17 protein-coding genes are annotated in these 17,823 nt (G+C 60.4%); 8 read left to right on the forward strand and 9 right to left on the reverse strand.

The window, feature by feature from the left end:
- Window positions 1-10: 10 nt before the first annotated feature.
- Window positions 11-703, reverse strand: a complete 693-nt coding sequence (phoB, locus tag ACHQGU_RS13155; protein ID WP_062142072.1) for a phosphate regulon transcriptional regulator PhoB — start codon at window positions 701-703, stop codon at window positions 11-13.
- 210 nt (window positions 704-913) lie between these two features.
- Between phoB and ACHQGU_RS13160 the strand changes: the two genes are divergently transcribed.
- Window positions 914-1,186 carry a hypothetical protein gene (locus ACHQGU_RS13160; protein WP_156470087.1) on the forward strand — a complete coding sequence of 91 codons (273 nt, stop codon included), beginning with the start codon at window positions 914-916 and terminating at the stop codon, window positions 1,184-1,186.
- Window positions 1,187-1,405: 219 nt separating this feature from the next.
- On the opposite strand, the gene ACHQGU_RS13165 is transcribed toward ACHQGU_RS13160, so the two are convergent.
- The 6 genes from ACHQGU_RS13165 to trpB form a co-directional block, all read right to left on the reverse strand.
- A complete protein-coding gene (locus tag ACHQGU_RS13165) occupies window positions 1,406-2,695 on the reverse strand; it encodes an adenylosuccinate synthase (protein WP_062142048.1) in 1,290 nt (429 codons plus the stop codon).
- A 72-nt stretch (window positions 2,696-2,767) separates the two neighbouring features.
- A complete protein-coding gene (locus tag ACHQGU_RS13170; RefSeq protein ID WP_395495319.1) occupies window positions 2,768-3,970 on the reverse strand; it encodes an ATP phosphoribosyltransferase regulatory subunit in 1,203 nt (400 codons plus the stop codon).
- Between the two features lie 30 nt (window positions 3,971-4,000).
- Window positions 4,001-5,485 (reverse strand): ATP-binding protein, encoded by a 1,485-nt coding sequence (locus ACHQGU_RS13175; RefSeq protein WP_052403863.1) that lies wholly within the window; start codon window positions 5,483-5,485, stop codon window positions 4,001-4,003.
- Complete coding sequence (locus ACHQGU_RS13180) at window positions 5,482-6,855, reverse strand: TIGR03862 family flavoprotein (protein WP_395495320.1); 1,374 nt, start codon at window positions 6,853-6,855, stop codon at window positions 5,482-5,484. The genes ACHQGU_RS13175 and ACHQGU_RS13180 overlap by 4 nt, the downstream gene beginning before the upstream one ends.
- Before the next feature lie 34 nt (window positions 6,856-6,889).
- On the reverse strand, window positions 6,890-7,723 hold the full coding sequence (gene trpA, locus ACHQGU_RS13185) for a tryptophan synthase subunit alpha (RefSeq protein WP_395495321.1): 834 nt from the start codon (window positions 7,721-7,723) through the stop codon (window positions 6,890-6,892).
- A complete protein-coding gene (trpB, locus tag ACHQGU_RS13190; RefSeq protein ID WP_062142044.1) occupies window positions 7,720-8,964 on the reverse strand; it encodes a tryptophan synthase subunit beta in 1,245 nt (414 codons plus the stop codon). Before trpB ends, trpA begins: the two co-directional genes overlap by 4 nt.
- 261 nt (window positions 8,965-9,225) lie before the next feature.
- On the opposite strand from trpB, the gene ACHQGU_RS13195 reads away from it, so the two are divergent.
- The 3 genes from ACHQGU_RS13195 to rho all read left to right on the forward strand — a co-directional run bounded on the left by ACHQGU_RS13195 (window position 9,226) and on the right by rho (window position 12,473).
- A complete protein-coding gene (locus ACHQGU_RS13195; RefSeq protein ID WP_062248109.1) occupies window positions 9,226-10,398 on the forward strand; it encodes a magnesium transporter CorA family protein in 1,173 nt (390 codons plus the stop codon).
- Window positions 10,395-10,955 (forward strand): hypothetical protein, encoded by a 561-nt coding sequence (locus ACHQGU_RS13200; protein ID WP_395495322.1) that lies wholly within the window; start codon window positions 10,395-10,397, stop codon window positions 10,953-10,955. The genes ACHQGU_RS13195 and ACHQGU_RS13200 overlap by 4 nt, the downstream gene beginning before the upstream one ends.
- Before the next feature lie 222 nt (window positions 10,956-11,177).
- The gene (gene rho / locus ACHQGU_RS13205) at window positions 11,178-12,473 is read left to right on the forward strand and encodes a transcription termination factor Rho (protein WP_043551267.1); all 1,296 of its coding nucleotides are present in this window, start codon (window positions 11,178-11,180) and stop codon (window positions 12,471-12,473) included.
- A gap of 47 nt (window positions 12,474-12,520) precedes the next feature.
- Here rho and ACHQGU_RS13210 read toward each other — a convergent pair whose 3' ends face one another.
- Window positions 12,521-12,817, reverse strand: a complete 297-nt coding sequence (locus tag ACHQGU_RS13210; RefSeq protein WP_395495323.1) for a sulfurtransferase TusA family protein — start codon at window positions 12,815-12,817, stop codon at window positions 12,521-12,523.
- Between the two features lie 216 nt (window positions 12,818-13,033).
- Here ACHQGU_RS13210 and ACHQGU_RS13215 point away from each other — a divergent pair, with 216 nt between their 5' ends.
- From ACHQGU_RS13215 to ACHQGU_RS13230, 4 genes are all read left to right on the forward strand, one after another.
- Window positions 13,034-13,456, forward strand: a complete 423-nt coding sequence (locus ACHQGU_RS13215; protein ID WP_156470076.1) for a transcriptional repressor — start codon at window positions 13,034-13,036, stop codon at window positions 13,454-13,456.
- Window positions 13,453-14,301: a GNAT family N-acetyltransferase gene (locus ACHQGU_RS13220; protein WP_062142041.1), complete on the forward strand. Its 849-nt coding sequence runs from the start codon at window positions 13,453-13,455 to the stop codon at window positions 14,299-14,301. Before ACHQGU_RS13215 ends, ACHQGU_RS13220 begins: the two co-directional genes overlap by 4 nt.
- A gap of 144 nt (window positions 14,302-14,445) precedes the next feature.
- The gene (lnt, locus tag ACHQGU_RS13225; RefSeq protein ID WP_395495324.1) at window positions 14,446-16,002 is read left to right on the forward strand and encodes an apolipoprotein N-acyltransferase; all 1,557 of its coding nucleotides are present in this window, start codon (window positions 14,446-14,448) and stop codon (window positions 16,000-16,002) included.
- Between the two features lie 374 nt (window positions 16,003-16,376).
- The gene (locus ACHQGU_RS13230; RefSeq protein ID WP_395495325.1) at window positions 16,377-16,829 is read left to right on the forward strand and encodes a helix-turn-helix domain-containing protein; all 453 of its coding nucleotides are present in this window, start codon (window positions 16,377-16,379) and stop codon (window positions 16,827-16,829) included.
- Window positions 16,830-16,884: 55 nt separating this feature from the next.
- On the opposite strand, the gene ACHQGU_RS13235 is transcribed toward ACHQGU_RS13230, so the two are convergent.
- Entirely contained in the window at window positions 16,885-17,667 is a 783-nt protein-coding gene (locus tag ACHQGU_RS13235) for a DUF2076 domain-containing protein (protein WP_062248102.1), read from the reverse strand.
- Window positions 17,668-17,823: the final 156 nt, after the last annotated feature.

Raw genomic sequence — 17,823 nt, forward strand, 5'->3', positions numbered from 1 at the left:
CAGAACGGCCTCAGTCCTGTGGCATATCAAGTGCATATCCCCGGGCGCGGACGGTTCTGATCAGGTCTTTCTCATCCCCTGCGTTCAGCGTTTGCCGCAGCCGTCTGATATGCACATCTACTGTGCGGAGTTCCACACAGGAGCTGCGCTCCCATGCCTGTTCCAGCAGTTCCTCGCGCGAGAAAACCTGACCGGGATGCGTCATCAGGAATTCCAGCAGCCGGTATTCCGTCGGCCCCAGCGGCAGAAGCCGCCCGTTGCGTTCCACCTTATGGGCCACACGGTCCAGCACGAGAGAGTCAAACTTCAGCACATTGCCAGACGGCGGCAGCCGACGCAGCATGGCTTTGACCCGCGCAAAGAGCGTTTCCATGCCGAAGGGCTTGATCAGATAATCATCCGCACCGATTTCCAGCCCCCGCACGCTATCAGTCTCCTGCCCGCGCGCACTGAGCATAATGATGGGTATGGACTTGGTTTTTGGCTGTTCTCTTAACTGCCGGCAGACTTCCAGCCCGGAAATACCGGGGAGCATCCAGTCCAGCAGGACCAGATCAGGCGTACGGCGGCTAATCTGGTCAAGGGCCGTATGGCCATCTCCGGCCAGGCGCACATCGTAGCCCTGTTTTTCCAGATTATAGCAGATCAACCGGGAGAGTGCCGGGTCATCCTCAACAACGAGAACGCTTGCATTGTGTGTCATGAGCATCCCATAGCGGTTCGCGGCGCAGGATAAGCTGGAGGCCATAGAAAAAACAACCAGTGTCATAAAAGTTACACACTTTACGACCCTTGTTCGGGAAGCTCTTCTGGCTTGCAAAATCCTTCTATGCAAAGGGCAGAATTCTGGATTATGGAGCGCTCAGGAGCTGGACCGGCAATTGTGCCGGATGCACCTCCAGGAAACGCTCGCATGAGTATTTTTCGCACTCTTCTGCCGCAAACCTGCAGAAGCTTTCACCTGTCCCTGAGCACGCGCCTTCAGACCCTCCAGAGCCAGATCTCCCGCTCCTTCTCGGAACGCGGGCTGCTTGAACTGGGTATGCTGGAAGGCATCTGCACGACGCTGGAAAACAAGGCCCAGAAGGAGCGTATTCGTGCGCTGTATCCTGCCGCCGGTGTTTTTGGCGTGTTTGCCGAAGGCGACACGGCCACGGCCATGCAGCAGAATCCGCTGAGCCGCTAATCCCGCCGCTCAGCGCAGCAGCACAAAAAATCTCATCTGTGTTCCTCTTGGGATCGTGACCATTTTTGCCAAATGGTCACGCAGGAGGAGACATGTTTGTTGCGCAAGCATGCAGGCCAACTAACAGGCTACTGAATGAAGAAACAAAAAGACCCGCCTTATGGTCCTTTAAAAAGGCCCCAAGGCGGGTCTGAACAGCGTCTAAAGACGGATGTTTAATCAGTCTTCAAACGGGTCGCGCATCAGGATGGTGTCATCACGGTCCGGGCTGGTGGACAGCAGGGTGACGGGTGCGCCAACCAGCTCTTCAATCCGCCGCACATATTTGATCGCCTGTGCCGGAAGATCCGCCCAGCGGCGTGCGCCGTGCGTGGTTTCTTTCCAGCCTTCCATGGTTTCAAAAATCGGCTTGATGCGCGCCTGTGCCGCCGGAGAGGACGGGAACCGGTCGGTCTTTTTGCCGTCCAGTTCATAACCTACGCAGACGCAGATTTCATCCAGACCATCCAGCACGTCCAGCTTGGTCAGCGCCAGACCATTGACGCCACCAACACGCACAGCGTGACGCACCAGAATGGCGTCAAACCAGCCGCAGCGGCGCGGGCGACCCGTCACGGTACCAAATTCATGCCCGCGTTCACCAATCTTGCGGCCAATATCGTCAAACAGTTCGGTCGGGAACGGCCCTTCACCCACGCGGGTGCAATAGGCTTTGGCAATGCCCAGCACGAACCCGGCAGCGTTCGGACCCATGCCAGCACCCGTGCCAGCATTAGCGGCAACCGTGTTGGAGCTGGTGACGAACGGATACGTCCCGTGGTCCACATCCAGCATGACGGCCTGAGCGCCTTCAAACAGGATACGGCGGCCACCGCGACGGGCGTCGTCCAGAATGTCCCATGTGGGGGCCATGAACGGCAGAACCTTGGGGGCAATGTCCGTCAGGAAGGCCATCAGGTCTTCTTTTTTGAACGTGTCAGCACCCAGACCGGCCAGCAGCGTGTTGTGGTGCAGCAGCAGCTCGTCCAGCTTCCAGTCCAGCGTTTCCGGCTCGGCCAGATCACACAGACGGATAGCGCGGCGGGCTACCTTGTCTTCATACGCCGGGCCAATGCCGCGGCCTGTGGTGCCAATTTTGCGGTCACCACGAGCAGCTTCACGCGCGCGGTCAAGCGCACCGTGCACCGGCAGGATCAGCGGGGCGTTTTCTGCAATTTTCAGGGTGTCCGGGGTCACTTTCAGACCCTGTTCCTGAATACGGCCAATTTCCGCCAGCAAAGCCTGCGGGTCGACCACCACGCCGTTGCCGATAATGCCCAGCTTGCCGCTCACCACGCCAGAGGGCAGCAGAGAAAGCTTGTAAACCTGATTGCCAACAACCAGCGTGTGCCCGGCATTGTGGCCGCCCTGAAAGCGCACAACAATGTCTGCCCGGCTGGCCAGCCAGTCTACAATTTTACCTTTGCCTTCATCGCCCCACTGGGCGCCGATCACCGTGACGTTGGACATAAACGGTCTGCTCCTGGAAAATCTGCCTGAAAACCCTGCCGAGAGGCCAACCCGCCCCTCTGCCGCACGTGGTTAGTCAAGCTTTGTGCACGTTGCACCAGAAAGAATGTGGCTGCACCCCAAACGCAGCGCCTCGGCCCGGTCATGCTCCGGGCCTGTGAGGGGGGTGCCGGATGGCAGGGCGGCCAGCGTGGCATGCCCTTCGGCCCGCAGACGGGCCGCAACCTGTGCGTCCGCATCGGGGGCAAGATAAATGCGCTGGCGGGCCTGCGCTGGCGGAATGGTGCGGAACAGCACATCCGGCCGGAAGGTCAGGCCGCAGGCTGGTTCATTATCACTGGAGAGATAACGGCCACCGCGCCCGAGTTCTTCCGCACGGCCCACGGCAAACACCGTCACGCACACGCCGGTATGATATTTCCAGCCCCGGAATTCGACCGGATCAACCGTCAGCCGCAGGCCGGGGTTGGCTTTACGCAGGGCCGCAACCGTTGCCGCCAGACGCTCACTAAAGGCGCGGGCCCGTGGCGGCAGGCTGATATGGGCAAGCTGTTCAAGCGCCTGTTCGGCAGGGCCAGCGGCGCGCAGCAGGGCGATCAACGTGTCAGACAGCGTCCCACCCAGTTCCGCGACAGCCGCCGCATCCTTGCGGTCCAGCGCGCGCATCAGAACAGGGCGGACACTGGCGGAAATATTGGCTTCTTCCAGCAGAGCAGGAACCAGCGGCGGCATGGTAAGGTCAAACGAGACCTCCGGCACACCCAGCTGGGCCAGCGCTTCCGCACCAACGGACATCACTTCCGCATCCGCCTGCGGGCTATCCGGGCCGATCAGCTCAATCCCGGCCTGCATGATCTGCCGACCGCTTTCTTCCGCCGCCGCAGGCATCACCACCACACAGGCCCCGGCATAGGACACGCGCAAAGGCCGCGCCGCAGCGCCAAGCCGAGTCGCCGCCATACGGGCAATCTGGGGGGTGATGTCAGGCCGCAGGACCATCATCTTGCGAGTATCCGGGTCCATCACGCGGAAGCTCTGGTCTGCCAGAGTCGCGCCGGACCCTGCCAGCAATGTGTCTTCAAACTCCATGAGCGGCGGCCGCACACGGTCGTACCCGTGCGAGGCGAATACGCCCATAAGTGTCGCAACCCCTTCTGCCTCGGTCCGGGCATCGGGGGTCAGGAGGTCTACAAAGCCAGCCGGGAGCAAAGCCGGGCTAAAGGGCGGGTCATCCGTCATGCTTCGGCCTATAGCACTGCACGCCGCGCCCGTCATGCCCGCAAACCTGCACTTTTTTAACGGTTCTCACCCCTGCGGGACGCCGGGCAGCGTCTCCCACCCCGGCCCGATGACCGTAATGACCCTCCGGCCCATGCCATCAGCCCGCAGAACGATGATGTTCTGGTCTTCCAGCCATTCCACCAGACGGCGGGCGCGGCCTTGCGAGACGGTGCCGTACACACGCGCAATTTCCGCGTCCGACGGGCACGGCAGGCGGCCAATGGCGGCGCGGGCCAGAAACAGAAAAACGGATTGCAGATCTTCCGGCAGGGCATTGGCCAGCCCCTCCGCCTGCTGCCAGTCCGGCGAGGCCGACATATCCTCACTCACGCCACTCCGGGCCGTGGCCAGAGCGCGATTAAAGGCCTTGAGGTCCAGCGCATTACGCCCCAGCCCGGCAATACGGCAGCGCACCAGAAAATCCTGATACAGCACGGCGGAAGCCCGGAAGGAGGTTTCATCATCCGTCAGCATATCGCGCAGGATGGCATTCATGCGGGCTTCACGCTCGGCCTGATCTTCCGGCGGTTCTTCCTGCTGCTGTTCTTCCTGCGAAGCAGCGGCCTGTGCTTCGCCGTGGGCGGCCAGCTGGGTCAGCAGATCGGGCTGCGGCGTGGCAGGCGCTTTTCTGGGACGGGCCACAAAGTCTGAAACCGGTACCGGGGCCAGGATCAGATCATGCACCGGGGCAGAGGGCGGCTCGAACGGTGTCAGCACCGGCCCGGCAGAGCGGCTTTCTGTCTCCACCGTGCCAATCCGCACAGGCGTCGGCCTGCGGCACATGGCCGGGCCAAGAGCGACAAAGGTGCCGCGCGCCAGATCTCGAAAGGCTTCGGCCTGCCGGCGTTCCATGCCCAGCAGGTCCGCCGCGCGGGCCATGTCGATATCCAGAAAGGTCCGGCCCATCAGGAAGTTGGAGGCTTCCGCCGCCACGTTCTTGGCCAGCTTGGCCAGACGCTGCGTGGCGATAATACCTGCCAGACCACGTTTACGGCCGCGGCACATCAGATTGGTCATGGCCCCCAGCGAGGCGCGACGCGCTTCATCCGAGACCTCACCGGCAGCAGCTGGAGCAAACAACTGAGCCTCATCCACCACAACCAGCACGGGATACCAGTATTCTCTCGGGGCCTCGAACATGCCGCCCAGAAAGGCTGCGGCCCATTTCATCTGCTGGTCGGCATCCAGACCTTCCAGATTGAGCACCACAGAGGCACGGTGCATGCGCATCCGCTCCCCGGCGGCATGAAGCGCCATGTCTGAACATTCCGCGCCATCAATTACCAGATGACCGAATTTTTCCGCCAGACTGACAAAGTCACCTTCCGGGTCGATAATCGCCTGCTGCACCATGCGAGCGGACTGCTCCAGCAGACGCCGCAGCAGGTGCGATTTCCCGGACCCGGAATTACCCTGCACCAGAAGCCGGGTGGCCAGAAGTTCGGCAAGGTCCATGCGTGCCGGGCCACCCCCCGGCACATCACCCATCACGATCATGTTGCTGCTCATAGGGGCATCCGATACCGCTCCGGATGGGTGTCCCGCAACCATGCAAGCGCCCCTTCTGCCGCACCGCGTCCGGTTGCAAGGCATGCGTGCAGCAGATAGCCGCCGGTTGGGGCCTCCCAGTTCAGCATTTCTCCGGCCACAAAAACGCTAGGCAGCGCGCGCAGCATCAGCCGCTCATCACAGGCGCTTTGTTCGATCCCACCGGCTGTGGAAATGGCGCGGGCCAGCGGCTCCGGCGCTGTCAGCCGTACCGGCAACGCCTTTAATCGAGCCGCCAGAGCAGGTGTGGAGGTCGGCACAGAGCCAGCCTCCCGCAACAAGGCCACAGCAACAGGCGGCAGACGGAGGGCCTTGCGCAGTTTGTTGGACAGGCTCTCTCGCGGACGCACCGCAGCCAGCCGCTTTGTCAGGTCTTCTACAGAGAGATCGGGCCGCAGGTCACACAAAAGGTCCGCCGTGCCATGCTGAGCCAGATGCTCCCGCAAGGGCGCAGACAGAGCGTAAAGTGCGCCGCCTTCCAACCCGGAAGCCGTCACCACAAGTTCCCCACGCACGGTGCGGCTTCCAAAAGTCAGAGCCACCGGCTTGAGGGGCGTTCCGGCAAACCGTTCCCTCACAGCCTCTGACCACGCGACCTGAAACCCACAGTTAGCAGGCCGCAGAGCTGAGACAGCAACGTCGCGTTGTTCCAGCAGCAAAGCCCACCCACCGTCACTCCCCAGACGCGGCCAGCTTGCTCCGCCGAGCGCCAGAATGACCGCATCGGGTTGAGAAAATAGCGGGACATCTGGTTCTTGTAGGGGACCAGCCTGAGGCGATGTCCCCGACTTTTCCATGCGGCCCAGAGTGGCAGACGAGGCCATGCCGTGCGGCGTCTGCGGCCCCGGCACTGCCGTCCCGGACAGCGGCTGAACATTGGTATGAGGCTGTGAGAACGTCAGATGCCCCGCAGCATCCCACCCCGTCCAGCGGGTGCGGGTGTGCAGGGTGACGCCCTGCTCACGCAGCCGGGCCAGCCAGGCGCGCAGCAGGGGAGACGCCTTCATCGCGCGGGGGAAAATGCGGCCAGACGAGCCGACAAAGCTTTCCTGCCCCAACCCGTCCATCCACTGCCGGATCTGCTCCGTAGTCCACGCCTGCAGAAAAGGCGCAAGCCAGGGCGCGGCCTCGGCATAACGGGGCAGGAATTTTTCCGGGGATTCGGAATGGGTGATGTTCAGCCCGCCCCGCCCGGCCATCAGCAATTTGCGGCCAAGGCTTGGCATAGACTCCACAACCTGCACGACGCAGCCTGCGGCAGAAAGAACCTCCGCGGCGGCCAGTCCAGCGGGGCCGCCTCCAATAACAACAACACGAAACGGGTTGGTCATGCCTGTGGGACAGAACGCAGAGCAGGATGACGCATCATCCCGCCTTTTTCTCCCCGGCCCGCACAGCTGCGGCGAGGTCCTTAATCTGGTTCAGCACCCGCGGCAGGGTCTGGTCAGTCGCCTTGCCATCCGCATCCAGCGTGTCAGCCAGTGTGGAGAGCAGCGCGGAGGCCACCACGGCCCCATCTGCAATCCCTGCCGCCGTCGCGGCCTGTTCCGGCGTACGGATGCCAAAGCCAATGGCCACCGGCAGGTGAGTCGCAGCGCGGAGGCGCGGAAGGGCTTCCTGCAAGGCTTCGGCACTGGCGGTACGCGTACCGGTAATGCCGGTAATGCTCACGTAATAGACAAAGCCGGAGGCGTGCGAGAGCACATAACGCAAACGCTCGTCCGACGTCGTGGGGGCCACCAGACGGATGATATCCAGACCAGCATCCTGCGCGGGCTGTTCCAGAATATCGGCTTCTTCCGGCGGCAGATCGACCAGAATCAGGCCATCCACCCCGGCTTTGGCAGCATCCGCGCAGAAGCGGGCGTGGCCGTACGCTTCCACAGGATTGAGATAGCCCATCAGAATAATGGGCGTTTCCTGATCCTGCTCACGGAAGGCAGCAATCATTTTCAGCACACCAGCCACGGTTGCCCCAGCCTTCAGCCCACGGCGGGCGGCCAGCTGAATGACCGGGCCATCGGCGGAGGGATCAGAAAACGGCATGCCGACTTCAATCAGATCCGCCCCGGCGGCAGGCATGGCCTTCAGCAGCGCCAGAGAGGTTTCCAGATCCGGGTCGAATGCTTCCAGATACGGGATGAGTGCACCGCGCCCCTGTGCGGCCAGTGTTTTGAAACGGGCGGCAATACGGCTCACAGCTTCACTCCCAGATGCTCGGCAACGGTGAAAATATCTTTGTCCCCCCGGCCAGAAATATTGACGACCAGCAGCGTCTCTTTCGGCAAGGTGGGCGCAATTTTGGCGGCATAGGCAATGGCGTGCGCGGATTCCAGCGCGGGGATAATCCCCTCCGTGCGGGTGCAGAGCTGGAAGGCTTTCAGCGCCTCATCATCCGTGGCCCCCACATATTCCGCGCGGCCAATATCGCTCAGCCAGGAATGTTCCGGCCCCACGCCCGGATAATCCAGACCGGCGCTGATGGAATGCGCCTCGTCAATCTGGCCATCGGCATTCTGCAACAGATAAGTGCGATTGCCATGCAGCACGCCGGGCCGACCGCGCTCAATGGACGCTGCCGTCTTGCCGCTATCCAGACCATGACCAGCCGCTTCCACGCCGATCAGCCGCACAGAGGCGTCATCCAGAAACGGATGGAAAATCCCCATGGCGTTGGAGCCGCCACCAATGGCCGCAACAATCACATCCGGCAGGCGGCCTTCCTGCGCCTGCATCTGCTCTTTGGTTTCCTCACCAATCACGCTCTGGAAATCACGCACCATGGCCGGATACGGATGCGGGCCAGCCACGGTGCCCACCAGAAAATAGGTATCCGCAATGTTGGCAACCCAGTCGCGCATGGCTTCGTTCATGGCGTCTTTCAGGGTGCCCGCCCCGGCGGTCACGGGCACAACCTCAGCGCCCAGCAGACGCATACGGAAGACGTTGGGCTTCTGCCGCTCAACGTCTGTAGCGCCCATGTAAATCACGCATTGCATCCCGAACAACGCACAGACCGTGGCCGTCGCCACACCATGCTGCCCGGCTCCGGTTTCCGCCACAATACGGGTGCGCCCCATGCGGCGGGCCAGCAGGATCTGCCCCATGACGTTATTGAGCTTGTGGGAGCCGGTATGGTTCAGCTCTTCGCGCTTCATGTAAATTTTCGCGCCGCCCAGCTCTTCCGTCATGCGGCGGGCAAACCAGAGCGGGCTGGGGCGACCAACATAATCACGCAGGTAGAAATCCAGCTCTTTCTGGAAAGCCGGGTCGGCCTTGGCGGCCTCGTACGCCGCGTTCAGTTCCAGCAGCAGGGGCATGAGGGTTTCCGCCACAAACCGGCCACCGTAACGGCCGCCAAAGTGGCCACGCTCATCCGGTCCGTGCCGAAGAGAATTGGGCTGTGCTGCTGTGCTGTGCTGTTCTGCCGGGTCCGCCATGGGTGGTTCTGCCGCTCCTGATTTTTGCGTGATGTGCCGGGTCGCCCTGCCCTAAAAAGCAGGCATCCGGCTTACCAGAAGCTGAACGCACTTGCACAGAGGGCACAGAGTCTAAATTTCACCCGGTCGGGAGGGTGGATCGAGGCTTTTCCGCTATTCAGGACTGTCACTTGTCACTGTCCGCCGGTCTGGTCATATTTCCTGCGCCCGTGTGTTAGCGGTTCGCAAGAGTAACAAAACGATACGCCCGAGGAGAATTTCATGTTTCTGGCCCACAAGCCCGGCGCCCCCGCACGGGCGATTGAGAGTGAGGCCGACGCCCACGGCGTAGCATGGATTGACCTGCTGAACCCTACTCAGGAAGAACAGGAACTCGCCGCCAAAATCTGCGGCCAGCCCCTCCCCACACTGGATGACCTGAACGAGATTGAAAGCTCCTCACGCATCAGCGTGCGCAATGGAGCAGCATTCCTCTCCACCCCCCTGCTCAAAAAAACAGGGCTGGAATTTGAGGCCTTCCCGGTTGGGTTTGTGCTCACGGCGGAACGGCTCGTTACCATTCGCTATCAGCCCTACCCTTCCTTTGAGAATGTGGCCCAGCTTGTGGCCGAGCATACCCTGCCGCCCGCGCCAGCCACCACGCCCGCCCCCAGCATGGTTCTCACGCCAGAGCAGAGAGAAAGCGATGCGGCAGACGCCAGTGGACAGGGCCGGCCACTGGAGCCAGCCCCTATTGGCCCCGGCGAGGTGCTGGTGGCGCTGATTGAAACCATTGTGGACCGGCTGGCAGATATTCTGGAAAGTGTCGGCATGTTGCTGGACAAGCTTTCCAAGGACATTTTCAAACGGCGGCAGAACATGCCTAAGGTGCGCAGCGTCGCGGCATGGCAGCGCGAATTGCTGGAGCGTGTTGGCAGTTCGGGCGATCTCTGCTCCCGCGTGCGGGACTCCCTGCTGGGGCTGGAACGCATCACAATCTTTCTGAGTGAAAGCAAAAAGGACGGCATGGCCCCGGCCTCTGGCCTGCCCATCACGTCCCGCCGTTTTGAAGCCGGGGTGACCACCATCCCGACCGAAAATGCGCCTTATGCGCTGTCCGGCGCGCTGCGGTCCCGCATGGCGACGGCCAACCGCGATTTGTCCTCGCTGAGCGATTACGTCTCTCAGGCGGCCAGTAAGGTGGAATTTCTGCTGGATGCGACGTTAGGCTTTATCAGTATTGAACAGAATGGCGTGATGAAGGTGCTGACCGTTGTCAGCTTTATCGGCGTTGCTCCAACCCTGATTGCCGGGGTCTATGGCATGAACTTCAAGGATATTCCGGAACTTAACTGGTCCTTTGGCTATTGGTATTCACTGGGGCTTATGGCGGCCTCCGTCGGCTTGCCGCTGCTGTGGTTCTGGCGCAAAGGTTGGCTTGGAGGCATCAAATGACACATCGCACTCTGTTTTCCCGCCTGCGTGGTTTAGTGCCTGCGGGCGCGGCCTGCCTGCTCAGCCTTGCCGCCAGCCAGACGGGGCACGCTGCCGAGATCAAGACAAACCCGGCCATCAGTCAGGCTGGCTATCAGGCGATCTTCAACCAGCTGAGTGCAGAACCGCTGCGCTATGGCGGACTGTCTTCCATACACACCCGCCGCATTCTGGTCGGCCTGCATCAGACAGGTCCGGGCACCGTAGCGGGTGAAATGATGCGGCTGGATTCCGCCATGCGTCCTGTGGATGCCGGGCCGGTAAGCGGCACTCTTACGCCCGCCACCTCCGCACAGCTGAGCCACTGCCACCTGAAAGTCACCCTGTCTGACCGGGATATCCTGCTGGATGGCCCCTGCTCCGCCACGCTGCTCTCCGGTGCGCTGACCTCCCACCCCAGACCGAGCCAGCTCTGGTCTCAGGTAACAAACTTCATCTCGCCCGACACCTCGGTCTCGCAATACTGGCTCAGCCGGGACACATGGCAGGCGGCCATCACACCTGCGCCAGCGCCCTAAGCGCCTGTAAAGTCTGGTTGACGAACCAGACTTGCGGATTTATTCTCCACCTCCAGAACTGGCTGACTTCACCTGTCCAGTGCTTTCCCTCATGTCAGGATCATCCTGCTATCCGGGCCGCCGTGGCGCACCTCTGCTGTGACACGCCGTGTTTCCGGGCTTTGCGCAAGACTGATCCGGACCTCCCCATTTCTGAACTACTGCCAGTCAGGGCATTCCTAAATGCATCTTGCGGAACTCAAGGCCAAATCTCCGGCCGATCTTCTGGCCTGTGCCGAAGACCTGAATATTGAAAACGCATCATCCCTGCGCAAGCAGGACATGATGTTCGCCATTCTGAAAGCGCTGGCCGATAACGACCAGGCGATCTACGGTGATGGCACACTCGAGATCCTGCATGACGGGTTCGGTTACCTCCGCTCTCCCGAATCAAACTACCTCCCCGGTCCGGATGATATTTATATCTCCCCCGCTCAGGTGCGCCGCTTTGCTCTGCGCACGGGTGATACGGTTGAAGGGCAGATCCGCGCCCCGCGGGATGGCGAACGCTATTTCTCGCTGCTGAAAATCAACAGCATCAATTTTGAAGCGCCTGAAGCCGTCCGGCACCGCATCAATTTTGATAACCTTACCCCACTCTACCCTGAGCGCCGCCTGCAGATGGAAGTGGAAAGCGCTGCCCCGCCGGTGAGCGAAACCAAGGGCAAGAAGGGCAAAAGCACGCAGGATTTCACACCCCGCGTGATTGATCTGGTCGCCCCCATCGGTATGGGCCAGCGTGCGCTGATTGTGGCACCCCCGCGCACCGGTAAGACGGTCATGCTGCAGAGCATAGCCTCCTCCATCTCCGCCAACCATCCGGAATGCTTCCTGATCGTGCTGCTCATTGATGAGCGCCCGGAAGAAGTGACGGACATGGCCCGCTCCGTGCGGGGTGAAGTGATTTCCTCCACCTTTGATGAACCGGCCCACCGCCACGTGCAGGTGACGGAAATGGTGCTGGAAAAAGCCAAGCGTCTGGTGGAACACAAGCGCGATGTGGTCATCCTGCTGGACTCCATCACCCGTCTGGCCCGCGCCTACAACACTGTTGTGCCGTCATCCGGCAAGGTGCTGACCGGTGGTGTGGACGCCAACGCGCTGCAGCGGCCCAAGCGCTTCTTCGGTGCGGCCCGTAACATTGAAGAAGGTGGCTCTCTGACCATTATCGCCACGGCGCTGATTGATACCGGCAGCCGCATGGATGAAGTGATCTTTGAAGAGTTCAAGGGCACGGGTAACTCCGAGCTGATCCTTGACCGTAAACTGGCTGACAAGCGCACCTTCCCCGCGATTGACATCACCAAGAGCGGCACGCGTAAGGAAGAAATGCTGGTGGACCGCGCCACCCTGTCCAAAATGTGGGTGCTGCGCCGTATTCTGGCCCCCATGGGCACGATGGACGCCATGGACTTCCTGCTGGACAAGCTCAAATACAGCAAATCCAACAACGACTTCTTCGAGGCCATGAACAACTAAGTCTCAGGCCCGGGGACCGTTATCAGACCCCGCATTGGCGGCTGCGTTCAGCCTGCCGGTGCGGGGTCTTTTTTCAGGATCGTCAGCACCACGCTGCCATCCTCTTCCGCCTGCTCGGACAGCACGGTATGGCCCAGCGCCAGCACGGAGCGGCGGACATTTTTATGAGGTTCCTCGCCCTTCAGCCGCACAGCAAGCAGCCCCCCCGGCGCCATGCCATCCAGCGCCAGACGGGTGCGCACAAACGTCATCGGGCATTTTTCATGCGTGATATCCAGCATGAGCGTCTCAGGATGAGACGAATCCGCAGGCAGGATCTCTGACGGCTCTCTCGTGTTTTTCATGACGCATTCTCCTCAGGGCCACAGCGCTGGTGGCAGAAACCATTTGAAATCAGAGCTTAAAAAACCTGTGCGTGTGTGTAAAATTGGACAACCTCTCCCCTTTTCGGCTACCTGATGTTTCATGAATGCAGGTGGTAACAAGCAGGATTTGCGCCCTTGAAATCACAGTCGACAGAATCGCGGATTGCGCAGCTGTGCATCGAACATGGCCTGAAGATGACGGGGCAGCGCCGTGTCATTGCACGCGTTCTGTCGGACGCTGATGACCATCCCGATGTAGAAGAACTCTACCGCCGAGCCTCAGCGCTGGATTCCCGTATTTCCGTGGCCACGGTGTATCGCACCGTTCGGCTTCTGGAAGAAAAGGGGATTCTGGAACGCCGTGACTTTGGTGGCGGACGCGCCCGCTATGAAGCCACCGAACATGGCCGCCATCATTACCATCTGATTGATGTGGATAATGGCAAGGTGATTGAGTTTGAAGACCCGGAACATGAAGAGCTGATGCGGCGCGTTGCAGAACGGCTGGGGTTTGACTTTGTGTCCATGCGTCTTGAACTGTTTGGCAAAAAGCGCCCGCAGACCCAGCAGGCAGGCAAAACGGCGCAGGCCGCAAAACGCAAAGGAGCAGCCTCATGAGCGCGGATCAACTGCCGGCAGGCTCTCTCTCCACTCTGGATCTGGAACGCAAGGGCTTTCCTGAACTCCGGGGCGGCAACCTGAGCGTGCGCATTGCCACCACCGATGATGAACGCGATGCCGCCCAGGCCCTGCGTTACCGCGTGTTCTATGAGGAAATGGGCGCGCACCCGGACGCAGAAACCCTGCGCCTGAAGCGCGATATTGATGAGTTTGATGCGGTTGCTGACCACCTGCTGGTGATTGACCACGCCATTGCCTCCGATGCGCGCGGCGTGGTGGGCACCTACCGCCTTGTGCAGGGTGATGCGGCTGCAAAAATTGGCCGTTTCTACTCCGCCAGCGAATACGATATTTCCCCCCTGACGGAATTTCCGGGGCGTTTGCTGGAAGTCGGCCGCTCCTGCGTGGACAAGAACTATCGGGGCCGGGCCGCCATGCAGCTGTTGTGGCGCGGCATTGCGTCCTACATTTTCCTGCATCGCATTGACGTCCTGTTCGGCTGCGCCAGCTTGCCGGGCACCAACCCGGATGCCATTGCGAACGAGCTGACCTATCTCTATCACAACCATCTGGCCCCCCCGGCCCTGCGAGTGAAGGCCCTGCCGGAACGGCGCGTGGACATGCTGCGGGTGGACCCACATTCCATCGACTTCCGCAAAAGTCTGGCGCGCCTGCCGCCGCTCATCAAAGGCTATCTGCGCCTTGGCGGTTATGTGGGTGATGGCGCAGTGATTGACCCCCAGTTCAACACGACAGACGTTGCGGTGCTGGTGAAAAGTGAACTGCTCGCAGACAAATACTATCGCCACTATGAACGCCGCCTGCGCGATGCGCTTGACTGAGCGGCATTGTCAGGCTGATCCGGCGTTTCCCGCACCGTGCTGAGCCGTCTGTCGTTCTGGCGCAGGCCTCCATCACCTGCGTCTGACGAAGCACGGGCAGAGCGGCGAAAAAACCGGGCGTCAGGATGGCGTCAGGATGGCCTGATGCTGGGTATGGGCGTGCTCTCAGCACTTGCCCTGCCACCTGTTCATTTTCTACCCATTCTGCTCATCACCTTTCCCGCTCTGGGCCGGGTGCTGAATCGGGCTCCGAGCTGGAAAAATGCAGCCTGGGCAGGTGCTCTGTTCGGGTTCGGCTTCTATGCCGCCAACCTATACTGGCTGGTCAATGCTGTAATGATCCGCGCAGAAGAGTTCTGGTGGTTTGTGCCATTCCCCTCTCTGGGCTGCGCGCTGATTCTGGCCCCAATGGTCGCTGCTCCGGCGGCGCTGTGCCGCCTTGCTCCCGCTGGCCCCCGTCGCATTCTGGCCTTCGCGGCCAGCTGGACCCTGTTTGATATGGGGCGCGTCTTCCTGTTCAGCGGGTTTACGTGGAATCCGCTCGGCAGCAGTCTGGCAATCCCCGGCGTGGTCGGCGATGTGCTGATTCAGCCCGCCGCGTGGATTGGCGTGGATGGCCTGACCTTTTTTGTGGTTCTGGGCGCATTGTTTGGCGGCGAAGCGTTGCAGGATGCCTTCCGGGCTCGCGCCAGTCGCCCGTGCCAGCTTTTCCCGCGCCACGCCGACCGTATCCGGATCGCAGCCTGCGCAGCCCTTCTTATCAGCGTCAGTCTGACCGCCAGTATAGTGCGGCTCAAAACCGTGCATCCTGCGGGAGAGCAAGGGCCGATCACCGTGCTTGTGCAGGGCAATGTGCCTGAGACGGAAAAAGTTGGTCATCTTAATCCGCGCGATATTTTCATGCGCTACCTGCACCTGACGGCAGATGGCATACTTCAAGCCCGCGACCAGCGCCCCCATCCTGCTTTCCCAGACGCCATTAACCGTCCGATCGTCTTTTTGTGGCCGGAAACCTCCTTCCCCGGTTCCATGTTGTTGCAGGACAGCCCGCGCGCCCGCCAGATTATTATGGAATGGGCACCGGGCTCGGATGCCGGATTAATTGGCGCTCTGCGCGTGGATGAAAATGGCCGTTACCGGAACTCAGTTCTGGCACTCGCGCCGAACGGCGATATTGCTGCCGTTTATGACAAAGCCCGACTGGTACCATTTGGCGAATACCAGCCCCCCTTCATCCCACTGCAAATTGTCCCGCAAGGAGGCATGGCAGCCGGTCCGGGCGCACAGACCTGGCATCTGCCGGGCATTCCGCCTGTAGGACCACTGGTCTGTTATGAGGTAATTTTCTCAGGCCTGACGGTAGACGAACATGACCGCCCCCGCTGGCTGGCCAATGTAACAAATGATGGCTGGTTTGGAGACAGCGCAGGTCCTCGCCAGCATCTTTCATCCGTCAGGCTGCGCGCTGTAGAAGAAGGGCTACCCATCGCCCGCGCCGCCAATACTGGCATTTCCATTGCCTATGATGGTTTTGGGCATGAGCTCGCGCGCCTTGGGTGGGGGAAAACAGGCACCCTGGTTGTGCCCCTTCCTGCGGCGCTGCCTGCGCCCCTGTTCGCCCAGTATGGGCGCAGCCTTCCTGCCCTCCTGAGCCTCGCTGTTTTTCTGCTTGCAGTTGTTCGTCCAGGACGGAAGCGGTGAATATAATTGAGATAAAATAAATATTTCTTTGCCGTTAAGATAATTTTTAGACAAAATTTCTTTTACAGCATGCCTTAATCAGCTAATTAGGCGCGGAAACCCTTTTAATAACAATAATTTAATGATTGATATTTTCAAACATGCCGCCTGCTATTACTATTCTAATGTTTTGTATTATTCAGTATGGGCACGATATTTTTCAAACCTGACAATAGTCACGTGAGCAGCCCTGCAAACTTTAATAAATGGTTTATAAACAGTTACCATCTGGTTTATAAATTACTCTCCTTTCTTCGGTGAGAAATTGCGTGACAGAAACAACCTCTCCTTTCCCTGCCCCAAAGGCCTCTATCCCCCGGGCAGGTTTGGTTGACATGCATGTCGGGCGTCGTATCCGCCTGCGACGCACGCTGTTGGGAATGTCTCAGGAAAAACTGGGGGAGCCTCTCGGCATTACGTTTCAGCAGGTGCAGAAATATGAACGTGGCGCCAATCGTGTCGGGGCATCGCGTCTTTACGATCTGGCCTCCGCGCTGGACGTGCCGATCAGCTTTTTCTTTGATGATATGCCTGCGTCTGGTCAGACCTCGGGTCCTCAGCCCCCACCCACTTTCCACGGCGGCCTGTCACAAAACCGGAAGCCTTTTGAAACCCCGTTTCAGACCGGGACTGCGTCTGTTTTTTCGGATCAGGAAGCCTCTTTGTTTTCCCGCAAGGAAACCATTGAACTGATCCGCGCCTATTACCGCATCCCCGACGCCGTTGTCCGCAAGCGCGTGCTGGAACTGGTGCGCTCCATGGCGCCTGCAACCGAGCCAACATCCTAAATAAAAAAGGGGCAACCGAAGCCGCCCCCTTTTGGATCTTTTTGTTGGGTTTGCCTCAGAAATCCTGATCGCCGCCCCAGTCACCACCGCCAGCGTCGCCACCAGCATCACCGCCCCAGTCATTGCTTCCGGCATCAAAGCCCTGATCAGCAGACGTTCCGGCTCCGGCAAACGGGTCTGCGCCCGCACCATCCCCATAATTGTTGTTGATAACGGTCTCGCTCGGCTGACCTGCGCCCCATCCGCCGTCAGCCCCGGCACCATGATGGCCGCTGAACAGATCTGTCAGCGCGTTGGCTGCCAGCATGCCCCCGGCAACACCCGTCGCGGTTGAAAGAGCGGACCCCAGAAAGCCCGAGCCACTGCGGAACATGCCCGGCTGCGCCCCATAAGGCAGCGGCTGCGGCTGGTACTGCGGCGGCATGGCCGCAGGGCGACCGCCCCAGCCCGGAGGTGCAGACTGTTGCGGCTGAGCCTGCGGCCCACGCTGACCGCCACCAAACAGGCCGCCCAGAAAACCACCGCCGCCAGCCGGTTTCTGCTGGGCCTGAGACTGAGCCTGCTGCAACGCCTGCTGAGCTTGCTGCAACTGGAACTGAAGCTGCTGAATACGGTTCTGCGCCTCCACCAGCGCCATTTCCTGCACCACAGCCATCTGCGTAATACGATAGCGGGCTTCCGGATATTGCTGGAATTCCTGCGCCAGGAATTTATCCGCATCCGGGTCTATCGGCGGCAGATTGGGCTTCGTGCTGGGCACGCTTCCAAAACCGGACTGGGACGCACCGCCCACTCTGGCTACAAATTTCGCAATGAGGTCGCGTTCCTCGTTGGTCATCGTCTCTTTTCCCTGCCTGCGGCATGTGCTGCCAGCCTGATGCACTGGTTTGCATAAGATAGCACTAGTCTGGCTAAGATGTGGCGAGGCGGCAAGAGCGTTGCAAGAGGAGAGCTGCAGGGAGTTGCATGCCTTCTCTTCCTGAATGCGCAGCGC

The organism is Acetobacter sp. KSO5 (assembly GCF_044094635.1).
Lineage (GTDB): Bacteria > Pseudomonadota > Alphaproteobacteria > Acetobacterales > Acetobacteraceae > Acetobacter > Acetobacter cerevisiae.

What these genes read in the sequence shown, in the direction of transcription:
- phoB (WP_062142072.1), bottom strand. Translation starts at nt 703, where the DNA reads ATGACACACAATGCAAGCGTTCTCGTTGTTGAGGATGACCCGGCACTC.
- ACHQGU_RS13160 (WP_156470087.1), top strand. Translation starts at nt 914, where the DNA reads ATGAGTATTTTTCGCACTCTTCTGCCGCAAACCTGCAGAAGCTTTCAC.
- ACHQGU_RS13165 (WP_062142048.1), bottom strand. Translation starts at nt 2,695, where the DNA reads ATGTCCAACGTCACGGTGATCGGCGCCCAGTGGGGCGATGAAGGCAAA.
- ACHQGU_RS13170 (WP_395495319.1), bottom strand. Translation starts at nt 3,970, where the DNA reads ATGACGGGCGCGGCGTGCAGTGCTATAGGCCGAAGCATGACGGATGAC.
- ACHQGU_RS13175 (WP_052403863.1), bottom strand. Translation starts at nt 5,485, where the DNA reads ATGAGCAGCAACATGATCGTGATGGGTGATGTGCCGGGGGGTGGCCCG.
- ACHQGU_RS13180 (WP_395495320.1), bottom strand. Translation starts at nt 6,855, where the DNA reads ATGACCAACCCGTTTCGTGTTGTTGTTATTGGAGGCGGCCCCGCTGGA.
- trpB (WP_062142044.1), bottom strand. Translation starts at nt 8,964, where the DNA reads ATGGCGGACCCGGCAGAACAGCACAGCACAGCAGCACAGCCCAATTCT.
- ACHQGU_RS13195 (WP_062248109.1), top strand. Translation starts at nt 9,226, where the DNA reads ATGTTTCTGGCCCACAAGCCCGGCGCCCCCGCACGGGCGATTGAGAGT.
- ACHQGU_RS13200 (WP_395495322.1), top strand. Translation starts at nt 10,395, where the DNA reads ATGACACATCGCACTCTGTTTTCCCGCCTGCGTGGTTTAGTGCCTGCG.
- rho (WP_043551267.1), top strand. Translation starts at nt 11,178, where the DNA reads ATGCATCTTGCGGAACTCAAGGCCAAATCTCCGGCCGATCTTCTGGCC.
- ACHQGU_RS13210 (WP_395495323.1), bottom strand. Translation starts at nt 12,817, where the DNA reads ATGAAAAACACGAGAGAGCCGTCAGAGATCCTGCCTGCGGATTCGTCT.
- ACHQGU_RS13215 (WP_156470076.1), top strand. Translation starts at nt 13,034, where the DNA reads ATGACGGGGCAGCGCCGTGTCATTGCACGCGTTCTGTCGGACGCTGAT.
- ACHQGU_RS13220 (WP_062142041.1), top strand. Translation starts at nt 13,453, where the DNA reads ATGAGCGCGGATCAACTGCCGGCAGGCTCTCTCTCCACTCTGGATCTG.
- lnt (WP_395495324.1), top strand. Translation starts at nt 14,446, where the DNA reads ATGCTGGGTATGGGCGTGCTCTCAGCACTTGCCCTGCCACCTGTTCAT.
- ACHQGU_RS13230 (WP_395495325.1), top strand. Translation starts at nt 16,377, where the DNA reads ATGCATGTCGGGCGTCGTATCCGCCTGCGACGCACGCTGTTGGGAATG.
- ACHQGU_RS13235 (WP_062248102.1), bottom strand. Translation starts at nt 17,667, where the DNA reads ATGACCAACGAGGAACGCGACCTCATTGCGAAATTTGTAGCCAGAGTG.